The 19821-nt window shown below is 74.7% G+C and carries 13 protein-coding genes; 3 read left to right on the forward strand and 10 right to left on the reverse strand.

The features are described 5' to 3' along the window. Nucleotides 1-469: 469 nt before the first annotated feature. Together AC5K6T_RS29930 and AC5K6T_RS29935 are read left to right on the forward strand one after the other, a co-directional pair. Nucleotides 470-592 (forward strand): hypothetical protein, encoded by a 123-nt coding sequence (locus tag AC5K6T_RS29930; RefSeq protein WP_493214013.1) that lies wholly within the window; start codon nt 470-472, stop codon nt 590-592. A 210-nt stretch (nt 593-802) separates the two neighbouring features. Further along, the gene (locus AC5K6T_RS29935) at nt 803-1834 is read left to right on the forward strand and encodes an isopenicillin N synthase family dioxygenase (RefSeq protein WP_493214014.1); all 1032 of its coding nucleotides are present in this window, start codon (nt 803-805) and stop codon (nt 1832-1834) included. 61 nt (nt 1835-1895) lie between these two features. Here the strand turns inward: AC5K6T_RS29935 and AC5K6T_RS29940 are convergent, their stop codons facing one another. Then, a complete protein-coding gene (locus tag AC5K6T_RS29940) occupies nt 1896-2996 on the reverse strand; it encodes a citrate synthase 2 (protein ID WP_493214016.1) in 1101 nt (366 codons plus the stop codon). Between the two features lie 477 nt (nt 2997-3473). Between AC5K6T_RS29940 and pdxH the strand changes: the two genes are divergently transcribed. Beyond that, nucleotides 3474-4148: a pyridoxamine 5'-phosphate oxidase gene (gene pdxH, locus AC5K6T_RS29945; protein WP_493214303.1), complete on the forward strand. Its 675-nt coding sequence runs from the start codon at nt 3474-3476 to the stop codon at nt 4146-4148. Nucleotides 4149-4310: 162 nt separating this feature from the next. Here pdxH and AC5K6T_RS29950 read toward each other — a convergent pair whose 3' ends face one another. The 9 genes from AC5K6T_RS29950 to AC5K6T_RS29990 form a co-directional block, all read right to left on the reverse strand. After that, a complete protein-coding gene (locus tag AC5K6T_RS29950; RefSeq protein WP_493214017.1) occupies nt 4311-4910 on the reverse strand; it encodes a TetR/AcrR family transcriptional regulator in 600 nt (199 codons plus the stop codon). Further along, on the reverse strand, nt 4898-5632 hold the full coding sequence (locus AC5K6T_RS29955) for an enoyl-CoA hydratase family protein (RefSeq protein WP_493214019.1): 735 nt from the start codon (nt 5630-5632) through the stop codon (nt 4898-4900). The genes AC5K6T_RS29950 and AC5K6T_RS29955 overlap by 13 nt, the downstream gene beginning before the upstream one ends. Next, nucleotides 5629-7197 carry a 4-coumarate--CoA ligase family protein gene (locus AC5K6T_RS29960; RefSeq protein ID WP_493214021.1) on the reverse strand — a complete coding sequence of 523 codons (1569 nt, stop codon included), beginning with the start codon at nt 7195-7197 and terminating at the stop codon, nt 5629-5631. Before AC5K6T_RS29960 ends, AC5K6T_RS29955 begins: the two co-directional genes overlap by 4 nt. Nucleotides 7198-7228: 31 nt before the next feature. Continuing rightward, nucleotides 7229-8368: an acyl-CoA dehydrogenase family protein gene (locus tag AC5K6T_RS29965; RefSeq protein ID WP_493214023.1), complete on the reverse strand. Its 1140-nt coding sequence runs from the start codon at nt 8366-8368 to the stop codon at nt 7229-7231. Nucleotides 8369-8816: 448 nt separating this feature from the next. Next, nucleotides 8817-10700 carry an acetyl/propionyl/methylcrotonyl-CoA carboxylase subunit alpha gene (locus tag AC5K6T_RS29970; protein WP_493214024.1) on the reverse strand — a complete coding sequence of 628 codons (1884 nt, stop codon included), beginning with the start codon at nt 10698-10700 and terminating at the stop codon, nt 8817-8819. 8 nt (nt 10701-10708) lie between these two features. Beyond that, nucleotides 10709-12307, reverse strand: coding sequence for an acyl-CoA carboxylase subunit beta (locus AC5K6T_RS29975; protein WP_493214026.1), 1599 nt, complete (start codon nt 12305-12307; stop codon nt 10709-10711). Further along, nucleotides 12304-14250 (reverse strand): acyclic terpene utilization AtuA family protein, encoded by a 1947-nt coding sequence (locus AC5K6T_RS29980; protein WP_493214028.1) that lies wholly within the window; start codon nt 14248-14250, stop codon nt 12304-12306. The genes AC5K6T_RS29975 and AC5K6T_RS29980 overlap by 4 nt, the downstream gene beginning before the upstream one ends. 158 nt (nt 14251-14408) lie before the next feature. Further along, on the reverse strand, nt 14409-15236 hold the full coding sequence (locus AC5K6T_RS29985; RefSeq protein WP_493214030.1) for a TIGR03084 family metal-binding protein: 828 nt from the start codon (nt 15234-15236) through the stop codon (nt 14409-14411). A gap of 3468 nt (nt 15237-18704) precedes the next feature. Then, complete coding sequence (locus AC5K6T_RS29990; protein ID WP_493214032.1) at nt 18705-19730, reverse strand: EamA family transporter; 1026 nt, start codon at nt 19728-19730, stop codon at nt 18705-18707. Between the last annotated feature and the right edge of the window lie 91 nt (nt 19731-19821).

Genomic DNA, 19821 nt, shown 5'->3' on the forward strand with positions numbered 1-19821 from the left:
GCCCCCGCGCGGCCACCGAGCGGCCGGCCGCGGCCGCAGGCCGGCCCGCACGTCGTCGGCGCCGGGGAGGCTGCCCGCCGAGGGCGGCGGCAGCCGGTCCCGGTGAAGCCGCGGGCCCGCGCGCACACCGTGCCCGGTGCCGTGCCGCCGGGCCGGCCGCGCGGTCCACCGCGGCCCGGGGCGGGGTGAGAAAAGGGGTTGAACGGGCGGGGAGGGGTTTCTAAGGTGGGCGGCACTTCGGAAAGGAGGTGGTTCGGCAGATGTATGCATACCGGACGGAAGAGGTGGCTGCGGGCTAGCGGCCCGCCGTCGTACTCGGTTCGGCGCCGGACCAGCGCGTGAAAGTTGCGCGCAGCCGGCCAGTTCCACGCAGTCACCCGACCCGCGAGTCGCCGGTACGTCCGGCCGGCTCCTCCTCCGGGAGGACCAGGCTCGCGGGTCGCCTGCGTTTCCGGGGGACGCCGGGCATGTGACGCCCGTCATCCTGGATCTGCGCGGCGAGCAGTACGCTGAGGTCATGCTCTCGCTCGTCCGACGCCGCCACGTGGACTACGTCCGCGTCACGAGCATGGGCTGTCGACGCTCCCTCTGAGCCTTCCGGCCCCCCTTCTTCGCATCCTGCGAAACCGCCCCTGGTCGCACCCCGTGGCCGTGCCAGGCCCCGGGAGCCCGTTCCCTCCCCTTCCCCAGCTGGTTCCCCAGCAGGTTGACCAGCAGGTTGACCAGCTGGTTCCCCAGCAGGCGCTCGCGCACCACCCCACCCCTGGTGGTGCCGGGACCCCGTAGACCCGCGGACGCACCCATGACGAACGTTCCGACGCACCCGCCGTCGTACCGGCAACTGCCGGTCATCGACCTCTCCGCCGCCGAGGCAGGACCCGAGGCGCGGGCCCGGCTCCGGGCCCGGCTGCACGCCGCCGCGCACGACGTGGGGTTCTTCCAGCTCACCGGGCACGGCGTCACACCGGCGGAGACCGAGCGGCTGCTGTCCGCGATGCGCCGGTTCTTCGCCCTCCCCGAGGAGCAGCGCCTCGCCCTGGACAACGTCAACTCGCCTCACTTCCGCGGGTACACGCGCACCGGCGACGAGCGCACCGGCGGCCGCCGGGACTGGCGGGACCAGCTCGACATCGGCGCGGAGCGGCCGGCCCGGGTGCCGGGTCCCGGAGAGCCCGCCTACTGGTGGCTGCAGGGCCCCAACCAGTGGCCACGGGCGCTGCCGGAACTGCGTACGGCGGCGCTCGCCTGGATCGAGCGGCTCAGCGGGGTCGCCGAGCGGCTGCTGCACGAGCTGCTCGCCGCCGTCGGGGCGGACCCCGGCTTCTACGACGGCGTCTTCGGCGGGCACGCCCACCCGCACCTGAAGCTGGTGCGCTACCCGGGCAGCTCCCGGGACGGCGCCGGCCAGGGCGTCGGCGCGCACAAGGACTACGGCTTCCTGACCCTGCTGCTGCAGGACGAGGTGGGCGGGCTCCAGGTGCAGCGCGAGGACGGCCTGTTCCACGAGGTGCCGCCGCTGCCGGGCGCGTTCGTGGTCAACCTGGGCGAGCTGCTGGAGGTGGCCACCGACGGCTACCTGATGGCCACCAACCACCGCGTGGTGTCACCGCCCGGCGCGACCGAGCGGTTCTCCGTGCCGTTCTTCTACAACCCGCGGCTCGACGCCCGCGTCGAACCGCTCGTCTTCCCGCACGCCTCGGCCGCCCCGGGCGCCACGGCCGACCCGTCGAACCCGCTGTTCGCCGAGTACGGCTACAACGAGCTCAAGGGCAAGCTCCGCGCCCACCCGCTGGTGGCCCGGCGGCACCACGCGGGCCTGCTGACACCCGCGTGAGCGCCGTGCGCCGAAGGCCCCGCCCGCGGGCCTGCCGGATTCGAGGGGCCCCGCCCCGGGCTCAGCGGACGATGTCGGCGTAGCCCTCGACCGCACGCGGGTCGCGCGGGCCCGGCCCGACGTAGCGGGCGGAGGGCCGCACCAGCCGGCCGGTCCGCTTCTGCTCCAGGATGTGCGCGGACCAGCCGGCCGTGCGGGCGCAGCTGAACATGGAGGTGAACATGCTGGACGGCACCTCGGCGAAGTCGAGGACGATCGCCGCCCAGAACTCCACGTTCGTGGCCAGGACCCGGTCGGGGCGGCGGCTGTGGAGTTCGGCCAGCGCCGCCTTCTCCAGGGCCTCGGCGACCTCGTAGCGGGGTGCGCCCAGTTCCCGCGCGGTGCGGCGCAGCACGCGGGCGCGGGGGTCCTCGGCGCGGTAGACGCGGTGGCCGAAGCCCATCAGCCGCTCACCCTTGTCGAGGGCCTGCCGGACGTAGGCGTCCGCGTCCCCGGTCCGCTCGATCTCCTCGATCATGTGCAGGACGCGGGAGGGGGCCCCGCCGTGCAGCGGGCCGGACATCGCGCCGACGGCTCCGGACAGGGCGGCCGCCACGTCCGCGCCGGTGGAGGCGATCACGCGGGCGGTGAACGTGGAGGCGTTCATGCCGTGCTCGGCGGCGGAGGTCCAGTAGGCGTCCACGGCGGCGACGTGCTTGGGGTCGGGCTCGCCCCGCCAGCGGATCATGAAGCGCTCGACGACGGACTGCGCCCTGTCGATCTCGCGCTGCGGCACCATCGGCAGGCTCTGGCCGCGCGCGGACTGGGCGACGTAGGACAGCGCCATCACGGCGGCGCGGGCGAGGTCGTCGCGGGCCTGCTCGGCATCGATGTCGAGCAGCGGTTTCAGGCCCCACACGGGGGCGAGCATGGCGAGCGCCGACTGCACGTCCACGCGGATGTCCCCGGAGTGCACGGGGATCGGGAAGGGCTCGGCGGGCGGCAGTCCGGGGTTGAAGGCGCCGTCGACGAGCAGGCCCCACACGTTGCCGAAGGAGACGTGGCCGACGAGATCCTCGATGTCGACGCCCCGGTAGCGCAGGGCGCCGCCCTCCTTGTCCGGTTCGGCGATCTCCGTCTCGAACGCGACGACTCCTTCGAGCCCGGGTACGAAGTCCGACATCATGCGGCTCCTCATGATCTGTTCGCGAGATGACGCCGAAGGATCCACGGTCCGTGCGGGGCTGGCGGTCCTGGCCGTCACTCCAGTGATGCCCCGTACGGTCGGCGGTCACCCAATCCGGATGGGACCAGCACCATATCCCCGGGTGCCGGACTCGGGGAGACGTCGCGGCACTGAGTGCCATCGGTGCTCTGCCGCCGTCCCGGCGGAGCGCTGCCGGAGCGTCGTCGCAGTCCCCTCGCGGTCCCGTCGCAGTCCCCTCGCGGTCCCGTCGCGGTCCCGTCGGAGCGCCGGGCGGCGCGGTCCGCTCGCAAACCCGTCGGAATCCCGTCGCGATCCCGTCGCGGTCCCGTCGCGATCCCGTCGCGGTCCCGTCGCGGTCCCGTCGGAGCGCCGGGCGGCGCGGTCCGGGCATGCGGCAAGATGAGCTGCGTGAGTGACCCGAGCGACCTGAGCGACCCGAGCACCGCGGGCGGCATCAGCGACACGGACGCCGCGCCCGCGGCCCCCGATCCCGCCGCGATGCGCCGGCAGTACCGCACCCGGGGGCTCGCCGAGACCGACCTGGCCGGCACCCCGGTGGAGCAGTTCGCGCGCTGGTTCCGGCAGGCCGCCGTGGAGGCGCACCTCTACGAGCCGAACGCGATGGTGGTGTCCACGGCGGACGCGGCGGGCCGGCCCAGTTCGCGGACGGTGCTGCTGAAGCACTTCGACGAGCGGGGCTTCGTCTTCTACACCAACTACGACTCCCGCAAGGCCCGCGACCTCGCGGACAACCCGTACGTCTCGCTGCTCTTCCCGTGGCATCCGATGGCCCGCCAGGTCATCGTGCACGGAGTGGCCCGGCGGACCGGGCGGGACGAGACCGCCGCCTACTTCCGCAGCCGGCCGCACGGCTCGCAGCTCGGCGCCCTGGCCAGCGCCCAGTCCTCGGTGATCGGCGCCCGCGCCGACCTGGAGGCGTCCTACGCGCGGCTGGAGGCCCGCTATCCGCCCGGCGAGCAGGTGCCGCTGCCGTCGCACTGGGGCGGGTTCCGGGTGGCGCCGCACACCGTGGAGTTCTGGCAGGGACGCGAGAACCGGCTGCACGACCGGCTGCGGTACGTCGGGCAGCCCGACGGCGGCTGGCGGGTGGAGCGCCTCAGCCCGTGACCGGGCGCCCGGCACGCCGCGACGGGCCGGCCGGGCGGGCACGGGGCCGGGCCGGGAGCGGTGGCCCCGCCCGCAGCCTCCGACCGGCCCTCGCGGCGCCGCGCCTCCGCGACCCGGCCGCGCACCCTCCGGCCCGCGCGGCGCGGCCCGGCCGCGCACGCCTCAGCCCAGCGCCGTGTCCAGCAGTCCCGCCCACTGCGCCACGACCCGCTCGCGCCGGGCACCGTCGTCGGTGAGGAGGTTGGCGAGGCCCAGGCCGCGGGCCATGTCCAGCAGGCCCTGGACGGTCTCCCGCACCCCGGGCCGGGACTCGTCGGCGCCCAGCAGTTCGACGGCGATGCGGTGGGACTCCCGGCCCACCCGGGCCTCCAGCTCGGTCACCCGGCCGCGCAGCTGCTCCTCGTCGGACGCGGCCACCCACAGGTGCAGCGCGGCGCGGAACAGCGGCCCGGTGTAGAGGCCGACGAGGGCGGCGACGACGGCCCGCCGATCGCCCGCGCCCTCGGGGAACAGGGCGCGCAGGGCGGTGGAGCGTTCCTCGGCGACGTACTCCACGGCCGCCGTGAACAGGTCCTCGCGGGTGGGGAAGTGGTGCTGGGCGGCGCCCCGCGAGACGCCGGCGCGTTCGGCGACCGCGGTCACCGTGGAGCCCGCCCAGCCGTACTCGGCGAGGCAGGCCACGGCGGCCTCCAGGAGCCGCTGCCGGGTGGCCCGGCTGCGGTCCTGCTTGGGGAGGCGGTCGACTGCCGTCACAGCACCCATGGAGGTTCCCGTCGTTCGAGGAAGGCCGTCATGCCCTCCCGCGCGGCCGGGGAGGCGAACAGCCGTGCCGAGAGCGCGGTCAGCCGCTCCGCGTCCCGGTCGAATGTCTCCAGCACCCTAGCCGTGAGCAGCCGCTTCGTCTCGGCCAGGGCGTCCGGCGCGGACCGGCGCAGACCGTCCAGGACGGGTGCGAGTACGGCGTCCACGTCGTCGCCCGCCGCGGTCAGCAGGCCGATGCGGGCGGCCTCGGCGGCGTCGAAGCGCTCCCCCGTGAGGTAGTAGCGGGCGAGGGCGCGCGGGTCGGTGCGCGGCAGCAGCGGCAGCGAGACGACGGCCGGGGCGACGCCGATACGGACCTCGGTGAAGGCGAAGCTCGCCGTGCCGGAGGCGGCCGTGATGTCGCAGGCGGCGAGCAGGCCGAGGCCGCCCGCGCGGACGTGCCCGGTGACGCGGGCGACGACCGGGCGGGGCAGCCCGACGATCTGCCGGAGCAGGGCGACCAGCGCGTCCGGGTCGGGCGGGTCACGCAGGTCGGCGCCGGCGCAGAAGGTGCTGCCGGTGTGGGTGAGGACGACCGCGCGGACGTCGTCGTCCTCGCCGCAGGCGCGCAGGGCGTCCGCGAGTTCGCCCACGAGGGCCGAGGAGAGCGCGTTGCGGGTGTCCGGGGAGTCGAGGGCGAGGGTCTCCACTCCCCGGACCCGGGTCCGCCGGATCGGTGTCACGTGCGCTCCCTGAGTTCCCGCCGCAGGATCTTGCCGGACGTGGCCCGCGGCACGCTGTCGATGAAGGTGACCTCACGCACCCGCTTGTACGGTGCGACGCGTCCGGCGACGTACGCCATGACGTCGGCCGCGGTCAGGGCGTCCGCGCCGGTCTGGCGGACCACGTGGGCGTGCGGGACCTCGTTGCCGTCGGCGTCGCGGGTGCCGACGACGGCGGCGTCCGCGACGCCGGGGTGGGTGAGCAGCAGCGCCTCCAGTTCGGCGGGGGCGACCTGGTAGCCCTTGTACTTGATGAGCTCCTTGACCCGGTCCACGACGAACAGCCAGCCCCCGTCGTCGACCCGGCCGACGTCGCCGGTGTGCACCCAGCCGTCGGGGTCGATCATCTCCGCGGTGGCGTCGGGACGCCCGAGGTAGCCCTTCATCACCTGCGGGCCGCGGATGAGGATCTCCCCGGTCTCGCCGACGCCGAGGTCCTTGCCCGGCTCGTCGAGGGACACGATGCGCATCTCGGTGCCCGCGATGAGCCGGCCGACCGTTCCGGGCGGCGCCTCGGCCATCGCCTCCAGCGGCACGACGTGCGTGCCCGGCGACAGTTCCGTCATGCCGTAGGCCTGTCCGACGGGCGGCAGTCCGAGTCGCGCGGAGCAGGCGGCGGCGAGTTCGGCGTCCAGCGGGGCGGCCGCACTGACCACGTACGTCAGGGAGGACAGGTCGTACCGGGCGACCGCCGGGTGCTTGGCGAGGGCGAGCACGATGGGCGGGGCGACGTACAGGCCGGTGATGCGGTGCCGCTGGATCGCCGCCAGGAACCCCTCCAGTTCGAAGCGGGGCAGCACGACGACGGTGGCGCCCTGCCGCAGCGGGGCGTTCATCAGGGCGGTCAGGCCGTATATGTGGAAGAACGGCAGGACGGCGAGGATGCGTTCGCCCCGCGCGGCACGGATCGACGGCTCCAGCTGGGCGAGGTTGGTGGCGATCTGGCGGTGGGTGAGCATCACACCCTTGGGTGTGCCGGTGGTGCCGGAGGAGTACGGCAGGGCGGCCACGTCCTCGGCCGGATCCAGCACGGCGTCCGGCTCGGGGGCGGTGCTCGTCAGCATGTCGAGCAGGCTGCGGTGACCGGGCGCGCTGTCGCACACGAAGATCTCCCGCACCCCGCCCGCGAGTTCGGCGGCCCGGCGCGCGGTCTGCAGCAGCGGTGAGACGGTGACGATCCAGCGGGCCGCGCTGTCACGGAGCTGCTTGGCGAACTCCTCCGCCGTCGCGAGCGGGTGCACGGTCGTGACCGAGGCACCCGCTCGCGTGGCGGCGTAGAACGCGGTCGGAAAGGCGATGGTGTTGGGGCTGTGCAGGGCGAGGACGTCGCCCTTGCGGACCCCGGTCTCGGCGAGCGCGGCCGCGATCCGCCGGTGGAACCGGTCCAGTTGGGCGTACGTGAGGGTGGTGCCGTCCGTGCCGTCGATCAGGGCGGGCGTGTCACCGAACTCGGCGGCGCGGCCCAGGACCGCTTCGTGGATGGGCAGTTCTACGGGCGGGACGTCTGCGTACTCGCTGCGGAACACGGTTCCTCCTCGCGGTGCGGCGCGATGCCGGTCAGTACGACTTGGGCAGACCCAGGGTCTGGTGGGAGACGTAGTTCAGAATCATCTCCCGGCTGACCGGTGCGATACGAGACACGCGCGCGGCCGTGATGAGCCTGGCCAGACCGAACTCCCGGGTGAGCCCGTTGCCGCCGAGGGTGTGCACGGCCTGGTCGACGGCCCTCACGCAGGCCTCGCCCGCCGCGTACTTCGCCATGTTCGCGGCCTCGCCGGCGCCCACGTCGTCACCGGCGTCGTACAGCGCGGCCGCCTTCTGCATCATCAGCCGGGCCAGTTCCAGCTCGATGTGGGCCTGCGCCAGAGGGTGGGCGATGGCCTGGTGGGCGCCGATGGGCGCCTTCCAGACCGTGCGTTCGCGGGCGTACTCGACGGCCTTGGCGAGGGCGTGCCGGCCCATGCCGATCGCGAACGCCGCCGTCATGATCCGTTCGGGGTTGAGTCCGGCGAACAGTTGCAGCAGACCGGCGTCCTCGTCGCCGACGAGGGCGTCCGCGGGCAGCCGTACGTCGTCCAGGACCAGCTCGAACTGCTTCTCCTCGGCGCGCAGTTCCATGTCGATCGGAGTGCGCCGGAACCCTTCGGCGTCCCGGGGCACGATGAACAGGCAGGGCTTGAGGCGGCCCGTGCGGGCGTCCTCGGTGCGGCCGACGACGAGCGTGGCGTCGGCGATGTCCACGCCGGACACGAACACCTTGCGGCCGGTCAGGATCCAGTCGCCGGAGGCCGGGTCGCGGCGGCCCGTGGTGGTGATGCGGTGGCTGTTGGAGCCGGCGTCGGGCTCGGTGATGCCGAACGCCATGGTGCGGGTGCCGTCGGCGAGGCCGGGCAGCCAGGCCCGCTTCTGCGCGTCCGTGCCGTAGCGGGCGATGACGGTGCCGCAGATCGCCGGGGACACGATCAGCATCAGCGGCGGCGAACCGGCCGCCCCGAGTTCCTCCAGGACCAGGGAGAGCTCGGTGATCCCGCCGCCTCCGCCGCCGTACTCCTCCGGCAGGTTGACGCCGAGATAGCCCAGCTTGCCGGCCTCGGACCAGAGTTCCTCCCGCCGGTGGTCGGGGCCGTGCCGCCGGCCGAGCGCGGCGACGGCCGAACGCAGGGCCTTGTGCTCGTCGGACTCGATGTGGGTGCTCACTTCGCTCCTCGGGGCTGTGCGTCGTCTGTCCAGGTCTGCTGTCGGGGTCGCCCGGCAGGAGTGACCTGCCGCAGCCGTCCGGCCATGCGGCCATGCGGCCGTCCGGCCGTGCGGCCGTGCGGCCGGAGCGATCCGACGTGGCCGTTCGGCCGTGGCCGTTCATCCGTGGCCGTTCGGCCGTGGCCGTCGTCGTGATCGTCCGTCGTGGTCCTCCTCCGTTCGTGGCTGTGGCGGTGGCCGTGGCCGTCCGTGCGTTGGGGCCGTCCGTGTGTTGAGGCCGTCCGTGCGTTGGGGCCGTCCGTGTGTTGAGGCCGTCCGTGTGTTGGGGCCGTCCGTGTGTTGAGGCCGTCCGTGTGTTGAGGCCGCTTCGCCCGGTCGGCGTCTCCGTCCGCCGCCGCGGCCTCCGGCCGCCCGCTCTCCCGGCCCCGGTCGTGGGCAGCGCCGTCCCTCAGGCGTCTGCCGGCTTCTCCCGGAGGTCGCCTCCGTCGACCACCGCCAGCAGCGCGCCGACCTCCACCTGCTGTCCGGGAACCGCGTTCAGCGCGGTGAGCGTGCCGGTGGCCGGGGCGGTGATCCGGTGTTCCATCTTCATCGCCTCCAGCCAGACCAGCGGCGTCCCGGCCGCCACGAACACGCCCGTCCGCAGCCCGTCCGCGACCCGCACGACCGTGCCCGGCATGGGCGCCAGCAGCGAGCCCGGCGCATGCACGGCCTGCGGGTCGGGGAACCGTGGGAGCACACGCAGGCGGGTGCCGTTCACATGGACCTCGTCTCCGTGACGCGCCACCGCGTACGTCCGTTCCACCCCGTCCACGTCGAGGACGACACCTGCGGCGTCCGCACGCACCACACGCACCCGGTCGGCCCCCGGCCCGTCCGCGCACAGGCCGCCCCGCGTGTGCCGGTAGCGGACCTCGTGCTCCTCCCCCGCCATCTCGTACCGCCTGGCGTGCGGCTGGGAGGGCAGGTTGCGCCAGCCGCCGAAGCGGGAACGGCCGCACGCGTCGGCGAGGGCCGCGGCGAGCGGGGCGTACGGGTCGGTGCGCGGCGTGCAGAGCGCCGGCAGGTGCCGGTCGTAGAAACCGGTGTCCATGCGGCCCGAGGTGAACTCCTCGTGCCGCAGCGACGCCAGCAGCAGGTCCCGGTTCGTGGTGGGGCCGTGCAGGGTGAGGCGTTCCAGCGCCCCGGCGAGCCGCCGCACGGCCTGCGCGCGGGTCGGCGCGTGGGCGACCAGCTTGGCGAGCATCGGGTCGTAGTGCACGCCGATCTCGTCGCCGTCGCCGTACCCGGTGTCCAGGCGGACCCCGTCGGGCGCGGCGAGCCGGTGCAGGGTGCCGGTCTGCGGTGCCCAGCCGCGAGCGGGGTCCTCGGCGTACAGACGGGCCTCCACGGCGTGCCCGCGCGCGCAGGGCGGCTCCGCGGCGAGGGCGTCACCCTCCGCGATCCGGATCTGCTCGGCGACCAGGTCCAGCCCGAAGACCTCCTCGGTGACCGGGTGTTCCACCTGCAGGCGGGTGTTCATCTCCAGGAAGTGCGCCCGGCCCCCGGCGACGAGGAACTCCACCGTGCCCGCCCCGGTGTAGCCGACGGCGCGGGCGGCCCGCACGGCCAGGGCGCTCAGCTCGTCCTCCAGGCCCGGCGGCAGACCGGGGGCCGGGGCCTCTTCGACGACCTTCTGGTGCCGGCGCTGGAGGGAGCAGTCACGTGTGCCGAGCGCCCACACGGTGCCGTGCGTGTCGGCGAGGATCTGCACCTCGACGTGGCGGCCGTTCTCCACGTACGGCTCGGTGAACACCTCCCCGTCGCCGAAGGCGCTCACCGCCTCGGCGCGCGCACTCTCCAGGGCGGCGTCCAGCTCCTCCATACGGCGGACCACCCGCATCCCGCGGCCGCCGCCTCCCGCAGCCGCCTTCACCAGAACCGGCAGGTCTGCCTCGGTGACCTCGGTGAGGGGCGCGATGCCGAGGAGCCGCTTGGCACGCGTCTTGGACGCCATGGCCTCGATGGCCTCGGGCGGCGGCCCGATCCACACCAGCCCGGCATCGAGGACGGCCCGCGCGAACCCGGCGTCCTCGGACAGGAATCCGTAGCCGGGGTGCACGGCGTCCGCCCCGGCGGCGAGTGCGGCCTTCACGACGAGGTCGCCGCGCAGGTAGGTGTCGGCGGGTGTGTCCCCCGGCAGGCGTACGGCGGCGTCGGCCTCGCGGGTGTGCAGCGCTCCGGCGTCGGCGTCGGAGTGCACGGCCACCGTGCGGATACCGAGCAGGCGGCAGGTGCGGAAGACACGGCAGGCGATCTCGCCGCGGTTGGCGACGAGCAGACTGGAGATCACGGGGTCCCTCACATCCGGAAGACGCCGAACCCGCCGCGCACACCCTCGAACGGCGCGGTGTGGACGGCGGACAGGCACAGGCCGAGGACGGTGCGGGTGTCGCGCGGGTCGATGACTCCGTCGTCGTACAACCGCCCGGACAGGAACATCGGCAGCGACTCGGACTCGATCTGCTGCTCCACCATGGCGCGCAGGGCGGCGTCCGCCTCGTCGTCGTAGGGCTGTCCCTTGGCGGCCGCGGACTGGCGGGCCACGATCGACAGCACCCCGGCGAGCTGCTGCGGGCCCATCACGGCCGACTTGGCGCTGGGCCAGGCGAACAGGAAGCGCGGGTCGTAGGCGCGGCCGCACATGCCGTAGTGACCGGCGCCGTAGGAGGCGCCGACCAGGACCGACAGGTGCGGCACCGTCGAGTTGCTGACCGCGTTGATCATCATCGAGCCGTGCTTGACGATGCCGCCCTGCTCGTAGTCCCGGCCGACCATGTAGCCGGTGGTGTTGTGCAGGAACAGCAGCGGGATGTCGCGCTGGTTGGCGAGCTGGATGAACTGGGCGGCCTTCTGCGACTCCGCGCTGAAGAGAACCCCCTGCGCGTTCGCCAGCACCCCCACCGGGTAGCCGTGCAGCCGCGCCCAGCCGGTGACCAGGCTCGCCCCGTACAGCGGCTTGAACTCGTCGAAGTCGGACGCGTCGACGATCCTCGCGATCACCTCGCGCGGGTCGAAGGGCGTCCTCAGGTCGCCGGGCACGATCCCCAGCAGTTCCTCCGGGTCGTACTTCGGCGGCTCGGCCGGACCCGGATCCTCGTACGCCTTGCGGTGGTTGAGGCGCGCCACCACCCGGCGGGCCTGGCGCAGCGCGTCGGGCTCGTCGACGGCGAAGTAGTCGGCGAGGCCGGACACGCGCGCGTGCATGTCGGCGCCGCCCAGCGACTCGTCGTCGCTCTCCTCCCCGGTCGCCATCTTCACCAGCGGCGGACCGCCGAGGAACACCTTGGCCCGCTCCTTCACCATGATCACGTGGTCGGACATGCCGGGGACGTAGGCGCCTCCGGCCGTGGAGTTGCCGAACACGACCGCGACCGTGGGGATTCCGGCCGCCGACAGCCGGGTCAGGTCCCGGAAGACCGCCCCGCCGGGGATGAAGATCTCCTTCTGGGAGGGCAGGTCGGCGCCGCCGGACTCGACGAGGCTGATGAGGGGCAGGCGGTTGGCGAGCGCGATGTCGTGGGCCCGCAGCGCCTTCTTCAGCGACCACGGGTTGCTGGCGCCGCCGCGCACGGTCGGGTCGTTGGCGGTGATCAGACACTCCACGCCCTCGACCACGCCGATCCCGGTGACCAGGGACGCGCCGACGGTGTAGTCGCTGCCCCACGCCGCCAGCGGCGACAGCTCCAGGAACGGGGTGTCGGGGTCGAGCAGCAGCTCGACCCGCTCCCGCGCCAGCAGCTTGCCCCGCCCGCGATGCCGTGCGACGTACTTCTCCCCGCCGCCCGCGAGGGCCTTGGCGTGCTCGGCCTCGACGTCGGCGAGCTTGGCGAGCATGGCCTCGCGGTGCGCCCGGTGGTCGGGGCCCGTGGGGTCCAGGGCCGAGGACAGGACGGTCACAGCGGGGCCTCCGGCAGGTCGGGGACGGACGGCGGCAGGGCCGCCTCGGGCGGACCGGGGACGGACGGCGGGGCCTTCGGCGGACCGGCGCCGAAGGGCGGCCGGCCGGCCTCGGGCGGACCGGGGGCAGGCGACGCCGGCCCCTCCGGGGTCCCGGCTGCGGTGGGCGCCAGGAGGGCCTCGGGGATGTCCAGGTGGCGCGAGCGCAGCCACTCGCCGAGCGCCTTGGCCTGCGGGTCGAACCGGTGCCGGGCGGCGACCCCCTGCCCGAGGATGCCCTCGACGACGAAGTTCAGGGCGCGCAGGTTCGGCAGCACGTGCCGGGTGACCTTCAGGCTGCGGCTCTCCGGGATCAGCTCCCGGAACCTGTCCGCGGTCAGCTCGTGCGCGAGCCAGCGCCACGCCTCGTCGGTACGCACCCACACGCCCACATTGGCGTCACCGCCCTTGTCCCCGCTGCGGGCCCCGGCGACCAGCCCCAGCGGGGCGCGCCTCAGCCTCCCGGCGGGCAGCGGGTCGGGGAGCGCGCCGGACGGGGGACGGGACAGGGGGTCGGGGTGAGGGTGGGGGTGGGTCAGGAGACCGGTCAAGGGATCGGCATGCGACTCGGAATGCGGCTCGGGGTGCGACTCGGGGTGCGGACCGGGGTGCGGACCGGCGGACGAATCGGGCTGCGGCTCGGGCCGGGCAGACTGCGGAGGGCCGGTCCGGGACCAGGTGCCGGTGGGCGGCGGCACGGGTACACGCCGCCCGTCATCGAGGACGGCCACGTGATCGACGTCCCCCTGGGCGACGGAGGCCGCCTCGAACACCCCGTACGGGGTGCCCTTGCCGGGCAGGTCGGCGACATGGAATCCGGGATAGCCGGCCAGCGCCAGCTCCACCGCGGCACCGCTCAACGCCTTGCCCACAGCCTCCTGGTCGGGATCGCGCACCGCCAGCCGCAGCAGCGCGCTCGCGGTCTCCTCGCTGTCCGCGTCGACGTGGTCGGTACGGGCCAACTCCCACCGGGCCTCGGCGACCTTCGCCAGAACGGGCGCCAACTGCCGCCGCACGAGCGCTGCCTTGGCGTCGATGTCGAGGCCGGTGAGGACGAACACCACCTCGTTGCGCCACCCGCCGAGCGTGTTCCGGCCGACCTTCAGCGTCGGCGGCGGGGCCTCACCGCGCACACCGTCGACCCGGACCCGGTCGGGTCCGGCCTGGGTGAGCCGTACGGTGTCCAGGCGGGCCGTCACGTCGGGTCCGGCGTACCGGGCGCCCGCCGTCTCGTACAGCAGCTGCGCCGTGACGGTACCCACGTCGACGAAGCCGCCCGTGCCGGGGTGCTTGGTGACGACGCAGCTGCCGTCCTCGTGGACCTCGGCGAGCGGGAACCCGCAGCGGGTGACGTCGCCGTCGGTGAAGAAGGCGTAGTTGCCGCCGGTGACCTGAGGCCCGCACTCCAGCAGATGCCCGGCGACGACCGCGCCCGCAAGCCGGTCCAGGTCGCCCTGCCCCCAGCCGAAGTGCGCCGCGGCGGGCCCGGTGACCAGCGCCGCGTCGGTGACCCGCCCCGTGACCACGACGTCCGCGCCCTCGCGCAGACAGGCCGCGATACCGAAGCCGCCCAGGTAGGCGTGCGCGGCCAGGCTGCCCGGGTGGGAGGCGGTCAGGTCGTCGCCCTCGACATGCGCGACCCGCGCGGGCACACCCAGACGGGACGCCAACTCCCTGACGCGGGAGGCCAGTCCGGCCGGGTTCAGCCCGCCCGCGTTGGCCACGATCCGCACGCCCCGCTCGTGCGCGAGGCCCAGGCACTCCTCCAACTGCCGCAGAAACGTGCGCGCGTACCCGCCCTGCGGGTCCTTCAGCCGGTCCCGGCCGAGGATCAGCATGGTCAGCTCGGCCAGGTAGTCCCCGGTCAGCACGTCGAGTGCGCCGCCGGTGAGCATCTCACGCATCGCGTCGAAGCGGTCGCCGTAGAAGCCGGAGGCGTTCCCGATACGAAGCGGGCGGGACGCGCCGTGGCCGGCCGAGCTGCGGCCGAGGCCGGGATCAGGACCGGGACCGGGATCGGGACCCGGACCGGGATCAGAACCCGGACCGGGGCGGCGGAGAGTCACTCCCGAGCTCCCGCGCCGTCCCCCGCGCCGCCCCCCGCGCCGCCTTTGGGCGCGCGGCCGTCTCCGGGCGGACCGGCGAAGGCCTGCGCGATGTCCAGCCACCGGTCGGCGTCCGCGCCCTCCGCGCGCACCGCGAGGTCGGCCCGGTGGGCGCGCTGCGTGACCAGCAGGCAGAAGTCGAGAGCGGGTCCGGTGACCCTCTGTGCGGCATCCTCGGGCCCGTAGCTCCACACTTCGCCGGAGGGCGCGACGAGTTCGACACGGAACTCCTCCGCCGGAGGGGTCAGGCCACGTGCCCCGTACGCGAAGTCCCGCGCCCGCACCCCGATCCGCGCCACATGCCGCAGCCGACCGGTGGCCGGACGTACGACACCCAGCGCGTCGGCGACGTCCTGCCCGTGTGCCCAGGTCTCCATCAGCCGACCCGTCGCCATCGAACCACCGGACATGGGCGGCCCGTACCAGGGGAACCGTGCTCCGGGCGGGGCGGCCCGCAGCGCCGCGTCGAGCGCCGCGCGCCCCTCGCGCCAGCGTGCGAGCAGTTCGTCGGGCGGCAGCAGAGCGCCCTCGGCGGCGGCGTCGTCGACGAAGGTCTCGGGCGTCTTCAGCGCCTGCTCCACCAGCTCCTGGAACGCCTCGGCGTCGGTCACGGCCAGCAGGGCGGAACGGTCGGTCCAGGCCAGATGGGCGATCTGGTGCGCAACGCTCCAGCGCGGCGCGGGCGTGGCAACACGCCACCGCTCGGGCCCCAACTCGGCCACCAGGCAGTCGAGTTCCTCGCTCTCAGCACGCAGATCGTCGAACACAGGCGTCGGATCGGACACAGGTGCGCTCCCCTCGGGGCACGGCGGTGTGCGGGGCGGTGCGATGTGCGTCGGGGCGCGTCGCGTGATGCGTCGTGACGCGCAGTGGGGAGGAGCATGGCAGCGCCACCAGAAACAATCAAGCGTGCTTGCATGAATTGCTCGCAGAAAGACCTCCCTTACCCGCTGGACGACATCGTCCCCGGAGTGGACGGCCTCTCCCACGGACTCACCGCACCGGCACTGAGCAGCCGCCCGCCGAGCCGGAGTCGAGCAGCGAACCCCAGCCCCGCTCCAAGGTCGATAGCAGCGAGGCCCGGCCGTCACCCGCATCACGTCCCACCTGCAAGCCGGGGGGTGTGACGCCCGTCGGCCGGTGCCGGTGTGCGCACGGCTGGCGCGGGTCCGTACGCCGGGAGGGCTCGGGGGGCGTGCCGGGAGGGGGCGTGCCGGGAGGGGGCGTGCCGGGAGGGGGCGTGCCGGGAGGGGGCGTGCCGGGAGGGGATCGGGGGTGTTGGTGTGGGGCGGTGTCGGAGGAGTCCGGGTGGGGCCGCCCGCTTCTTTCGCAGTGTCGTGCTTGCGCGGGGCGCGTCAAGGGCGCTGCGCCTTCGGCTTCGCGTCGCCTGCGGCGATGGCCCTGCGGGCCACCCTTGACCCGCCCCGCTCCAGCACGGGTGAGAAGCGTGCGGACGGCCCGGGGAGAGCGGGGGCCCGGCAGCGTCTCCGCCCCAGCGGCACCACACACCGCGACCGAGCCGGACGGCCGCGTCCGCGCCTCGCCAGCACGCCGGGCGGGCTCAGCGGCTTCCCGCCGGTGGGGGTTCGGTGGTGGGCGCCGGGGATGGACGTCGCATGGCAGAGCCCGGGCGGGTGGGGCGCATCGGCGTCTCGCCTGCACGCCGGGACGGGCTGGCGGCTTCCGGCCGGTGGGGGTTCGGGGGCGGGCACCGGGGATGGGCGTCGCATGGCAGGGCCCGGGCGGGTGGGGCGCATCGGCGTCTCGCCTGCACGCCGGGCAGGTTCGGCGGCTTCCCGCCGGTGGGCGGCTTTGGGGGGCGCCGGGGATGGGCGCCGAGGGGCGCACCCGTCGGGCGGGACGCGCATCCGCGCCTCGCCAGCACGCCGGGACGGGCTGGCGGCTTCCGGCCGGTGGGGGTTCGGGGGTGGGCGCCGGGGATGGGCGTCGCATGGCAGAGCCCGGGCGGGTGGGGCGCATCGGCGTCTCGCCTGCACGCCGGGCAGGTTCGGCGGCTTCCCGCCGGTGGGCGGCTTTGGGGGGCGCCGGGGATGGGCGCCGAAAGGGCCGGTCCCCGTCGGGCGGGACGCGCATCCGCGCCTCGCCAGCACGCCGGGCGGGCTCAGCGGCTTCCGGCCGGTGGGGCTCTGCGGACTGGGCGTGCGGTGTCAGCCGGGGCCCGACCAGCACCCAGCAAGATCACCTCTTACACAGAGGAGTAAACAGCCTCGGTCAGGGCAGCCAGTCTCGCAGCACACACCACACCGCCGGCCACACCAGCCACACCACACCGGCCACACCGGTCAGTCCGTGCCCGTCAGTCCCGCCCGGGCGACGGACCAGACACCCCACCGGCCCCGTGAGTCACACCCACAACACCCAGCACGCAAAAGGAGGATCAGGGCCACCGCACCCCCGCTCACCCTCCCCTTCCTGCCCCGCACATGACCCGAATCCTCCAATCACCACCCCCACCCCCCCTCAACCACCCCCAAAGCCGCCCACCGGCCAGAAGCCGCCGAACTCACCCGGCGTGCAGGCGAGACGCCGATGCGCGCCCCGCCCGACAGGGGACCCGCCTTTCGGCGCCCATCCCCGGCGCCTGCCCCGGAAACCACCACCGGCCGGAAGCCGCCAGGCCGTCCCGGCGTGCTGGCGAGGCGCGGATGCGCGTCCCGCCCGACGGGGACCGGCCCTTTCGGCCGACCATCCCCGGCGCCCACCCCCAAACCCCCACCAGCCGGAAGCCGCCAGCCCGTCCCGGCGTGCTGGCGAGGCGCGGATGCGCGTCCCGCCCGACGGGGACCGGCCCTTTCGGCCGACCATCCCCGGCGCCCACCCCCGCACTCCCCACCGGCGGGAAGCCGCTGAGCCCGCCCGGCGTGCTGGCGAGGCGCGGACGCGGTGACCGTCCGGCCGGGCCGATGCCGCGCAACGCCGCTGGGGCGGAGACGCTGCCCGGCCCCCCGCTCTCCCCGGGCCGTCCGCACGCTTCCCACCCGTGCTGGAGCGGGGCGGGTCAAGGGTGGCCCGCAGGGCCATCGCCGCAGGCGACGCGAAGCCGAAGGCGCAGCGCCCTTTACCCGCCCCGCGCAAGCACGACACTGCGAAAGAAGCGGGCGGCCCCACCCGGACTCCTCCCACACCGCCCCACACCAACACCCCCCACACACACCAACACCCCACACACCTCGCATCCCCCACCCCAACCCCCGACAACAGCCCACCGACCCGACCTCACCCGGGCCGCCACCCCGATACCTCACACCCACCGCGCCCACCGCGCCCACCACCCGGACTCGCCAAGCCCGCAGCCCTTCGACGCCCATCCCCAGCGCCCGCCTCCAAAGCCGCCCACCGGCGGGAAGCCGCCGAACCTGCCCGGCGTGCAGGCGAGACGCCGATGCGCGCCCCGCCCGACAGGGGACCCGCCTTTCGGCGCCCATCCCCGGCGCCTGCCCCGGAAACCACCACCGGCCGGAAGCCGCCGAGCCCGTCCCGGCGTGCTGGCGAGGCGCGGATGCGCGTCCCGCCCGACGGGGACCGGCCCTTTCGGCGCCCATCCCCGGTGCCCGCCCCCGAACCCCCACCGGCCGGAAGCCGCCGAGCCCGTCCCGGCGTGCTGGCGAGGCGCGGATGCGCGTCCCGCCCGACGAGGACCGGCCATGCGACGCCCATCCCCGGTGCCCACCCCCGCACTCCCCACCGGCGGGAAGCCGCTGAGCCCGCCCGGCGTGCTGGCGAGGCGCGGACGCGGTGGCCGTCCGGCCCGGCCGATGCTGCGCAACGCCGCTGGGGCGGAGACGCTGCCCATCCCCGCTCTCCCCGGGCCTGCTGCACGCTTCCCACCCGTGCTGGAGCGGGGCGGGTCAAGGGTGGCCCGCAGGGCCATCGCCGCAGGCGACGCGAAGCCGAAGGCGCAGCGCCCTTTACCCGCCCCGTGGAAGCACGACACTGCGAAAGAAGCGGGCGGCCCCACCCGGACTCCTCCCACACCGCCCCACACCAACCCACCCGAACCTCACGTCCGCCGCGCCCACCTCGCCCGGGCACCGGCTCACCGCACGCCTCGCGTGCCCCCCCGAGGCACCGGCTCCACCGGTACACGGGCTCCACCGGTACACGGGCCCCACCGGTACACGGGCTCCACCGGTACACGGGCTCCACCGGCAAGGAAGCCCACGGACACACCGGCCCGACCGACCAGCCCCGGCCCACCACAGGGGCTCACCCACCGCAGCGGCTCAAGCCGCTCAGGGGGTCGCCTCGGGGGTGGCCCTGCCCTGCCCGACCTGGGTGCGTACGGCGCCCATGCTCGCGGCGATGACCAGGGCGATCGCCGCGGACTGGGTGGGGGTGAGGGTCTGGCCGAGGATGAGGAACCCGGCGGTTGCGGCGATGGCCGGTTCCAGGCTCATCAGGACCGCGAACGTGGAGGCGGGCAGGCGTCGCAGTGCGAGGAGTTCGAGGGTGTAGGGGAGCACGGAGGAGAGCAGGGCGACGCCCGCGCCCAGGGCGATCGTCACCGGGTCGGCGAGCCGCGCACCGGCGTCGGCGATGCCCAGCGGCAGGAAGAGGACCGCGGCGACCGCCATGGCCAGAGCAAGCCCGTCGGCCTGCGGGAAGCGGCGTCCGGTGCGCGCGCTGAACACGATGTACGCCGCCCACATGGCGCCCGCTCCCAGGGCGAAGGCCGCGCCCACCGGGTCGAGCGCGTCGAAGCCTCCGCCTCCCAGCAGGAACACTCCGGTGAGGGCGAGCCCCGCCCACACGAGATTGACGGCACGCCGGGAGGCGATGACGGACAGGGCGAGCGGGCCGAGGACCTCCAGGGTGACGGCCGCGCCGAGGGCGATGCGGTCGACGGCCGCGTAGAACAGCCCGTTCATGGCGCCCATGACGACACCGAAGACGACGACCGTGCCCCAGTCGGCGCGCGCATGGCCGCGCAGCCGCGGCCGGCACACGACGAGCAGCACGATCGCCGCGACGAGCAGCCGCAGCGTCACCACGCCGAGCGCACCTGCGCGCGGCATGAGGGTGACGGCGAGGGCGCCGCCGAACTGCACGGAGATCCCGCCGGCGAGCACCAGTCCGACCGGTCCGAGGGAGCCGCCGCGCCCTCGTCCGGCCGGCCGTCGTCCGGTACGCCGCCACCCGGCACCGGGCGCGGCCGACGGTGCGGTGACCGGAGCGCTCACGGCGGGCGTTGCAGCGGCAGCGGCAGCGGCGGACGCGGACGTCCCGGTGGACGTGGGCGTGGTGCTCGGTGTGCTCACGGGGCTTCCTGGGGGCTGGAGCGAATGCGATCATGTTCATCACGCTGGACTAGCCAGTCCAGAGTAATGGACTCATGTCAGGTGTGCACTC

It is taken from the genome of Streptomyces sp. B8-7, from assembly GCF_058833805.1.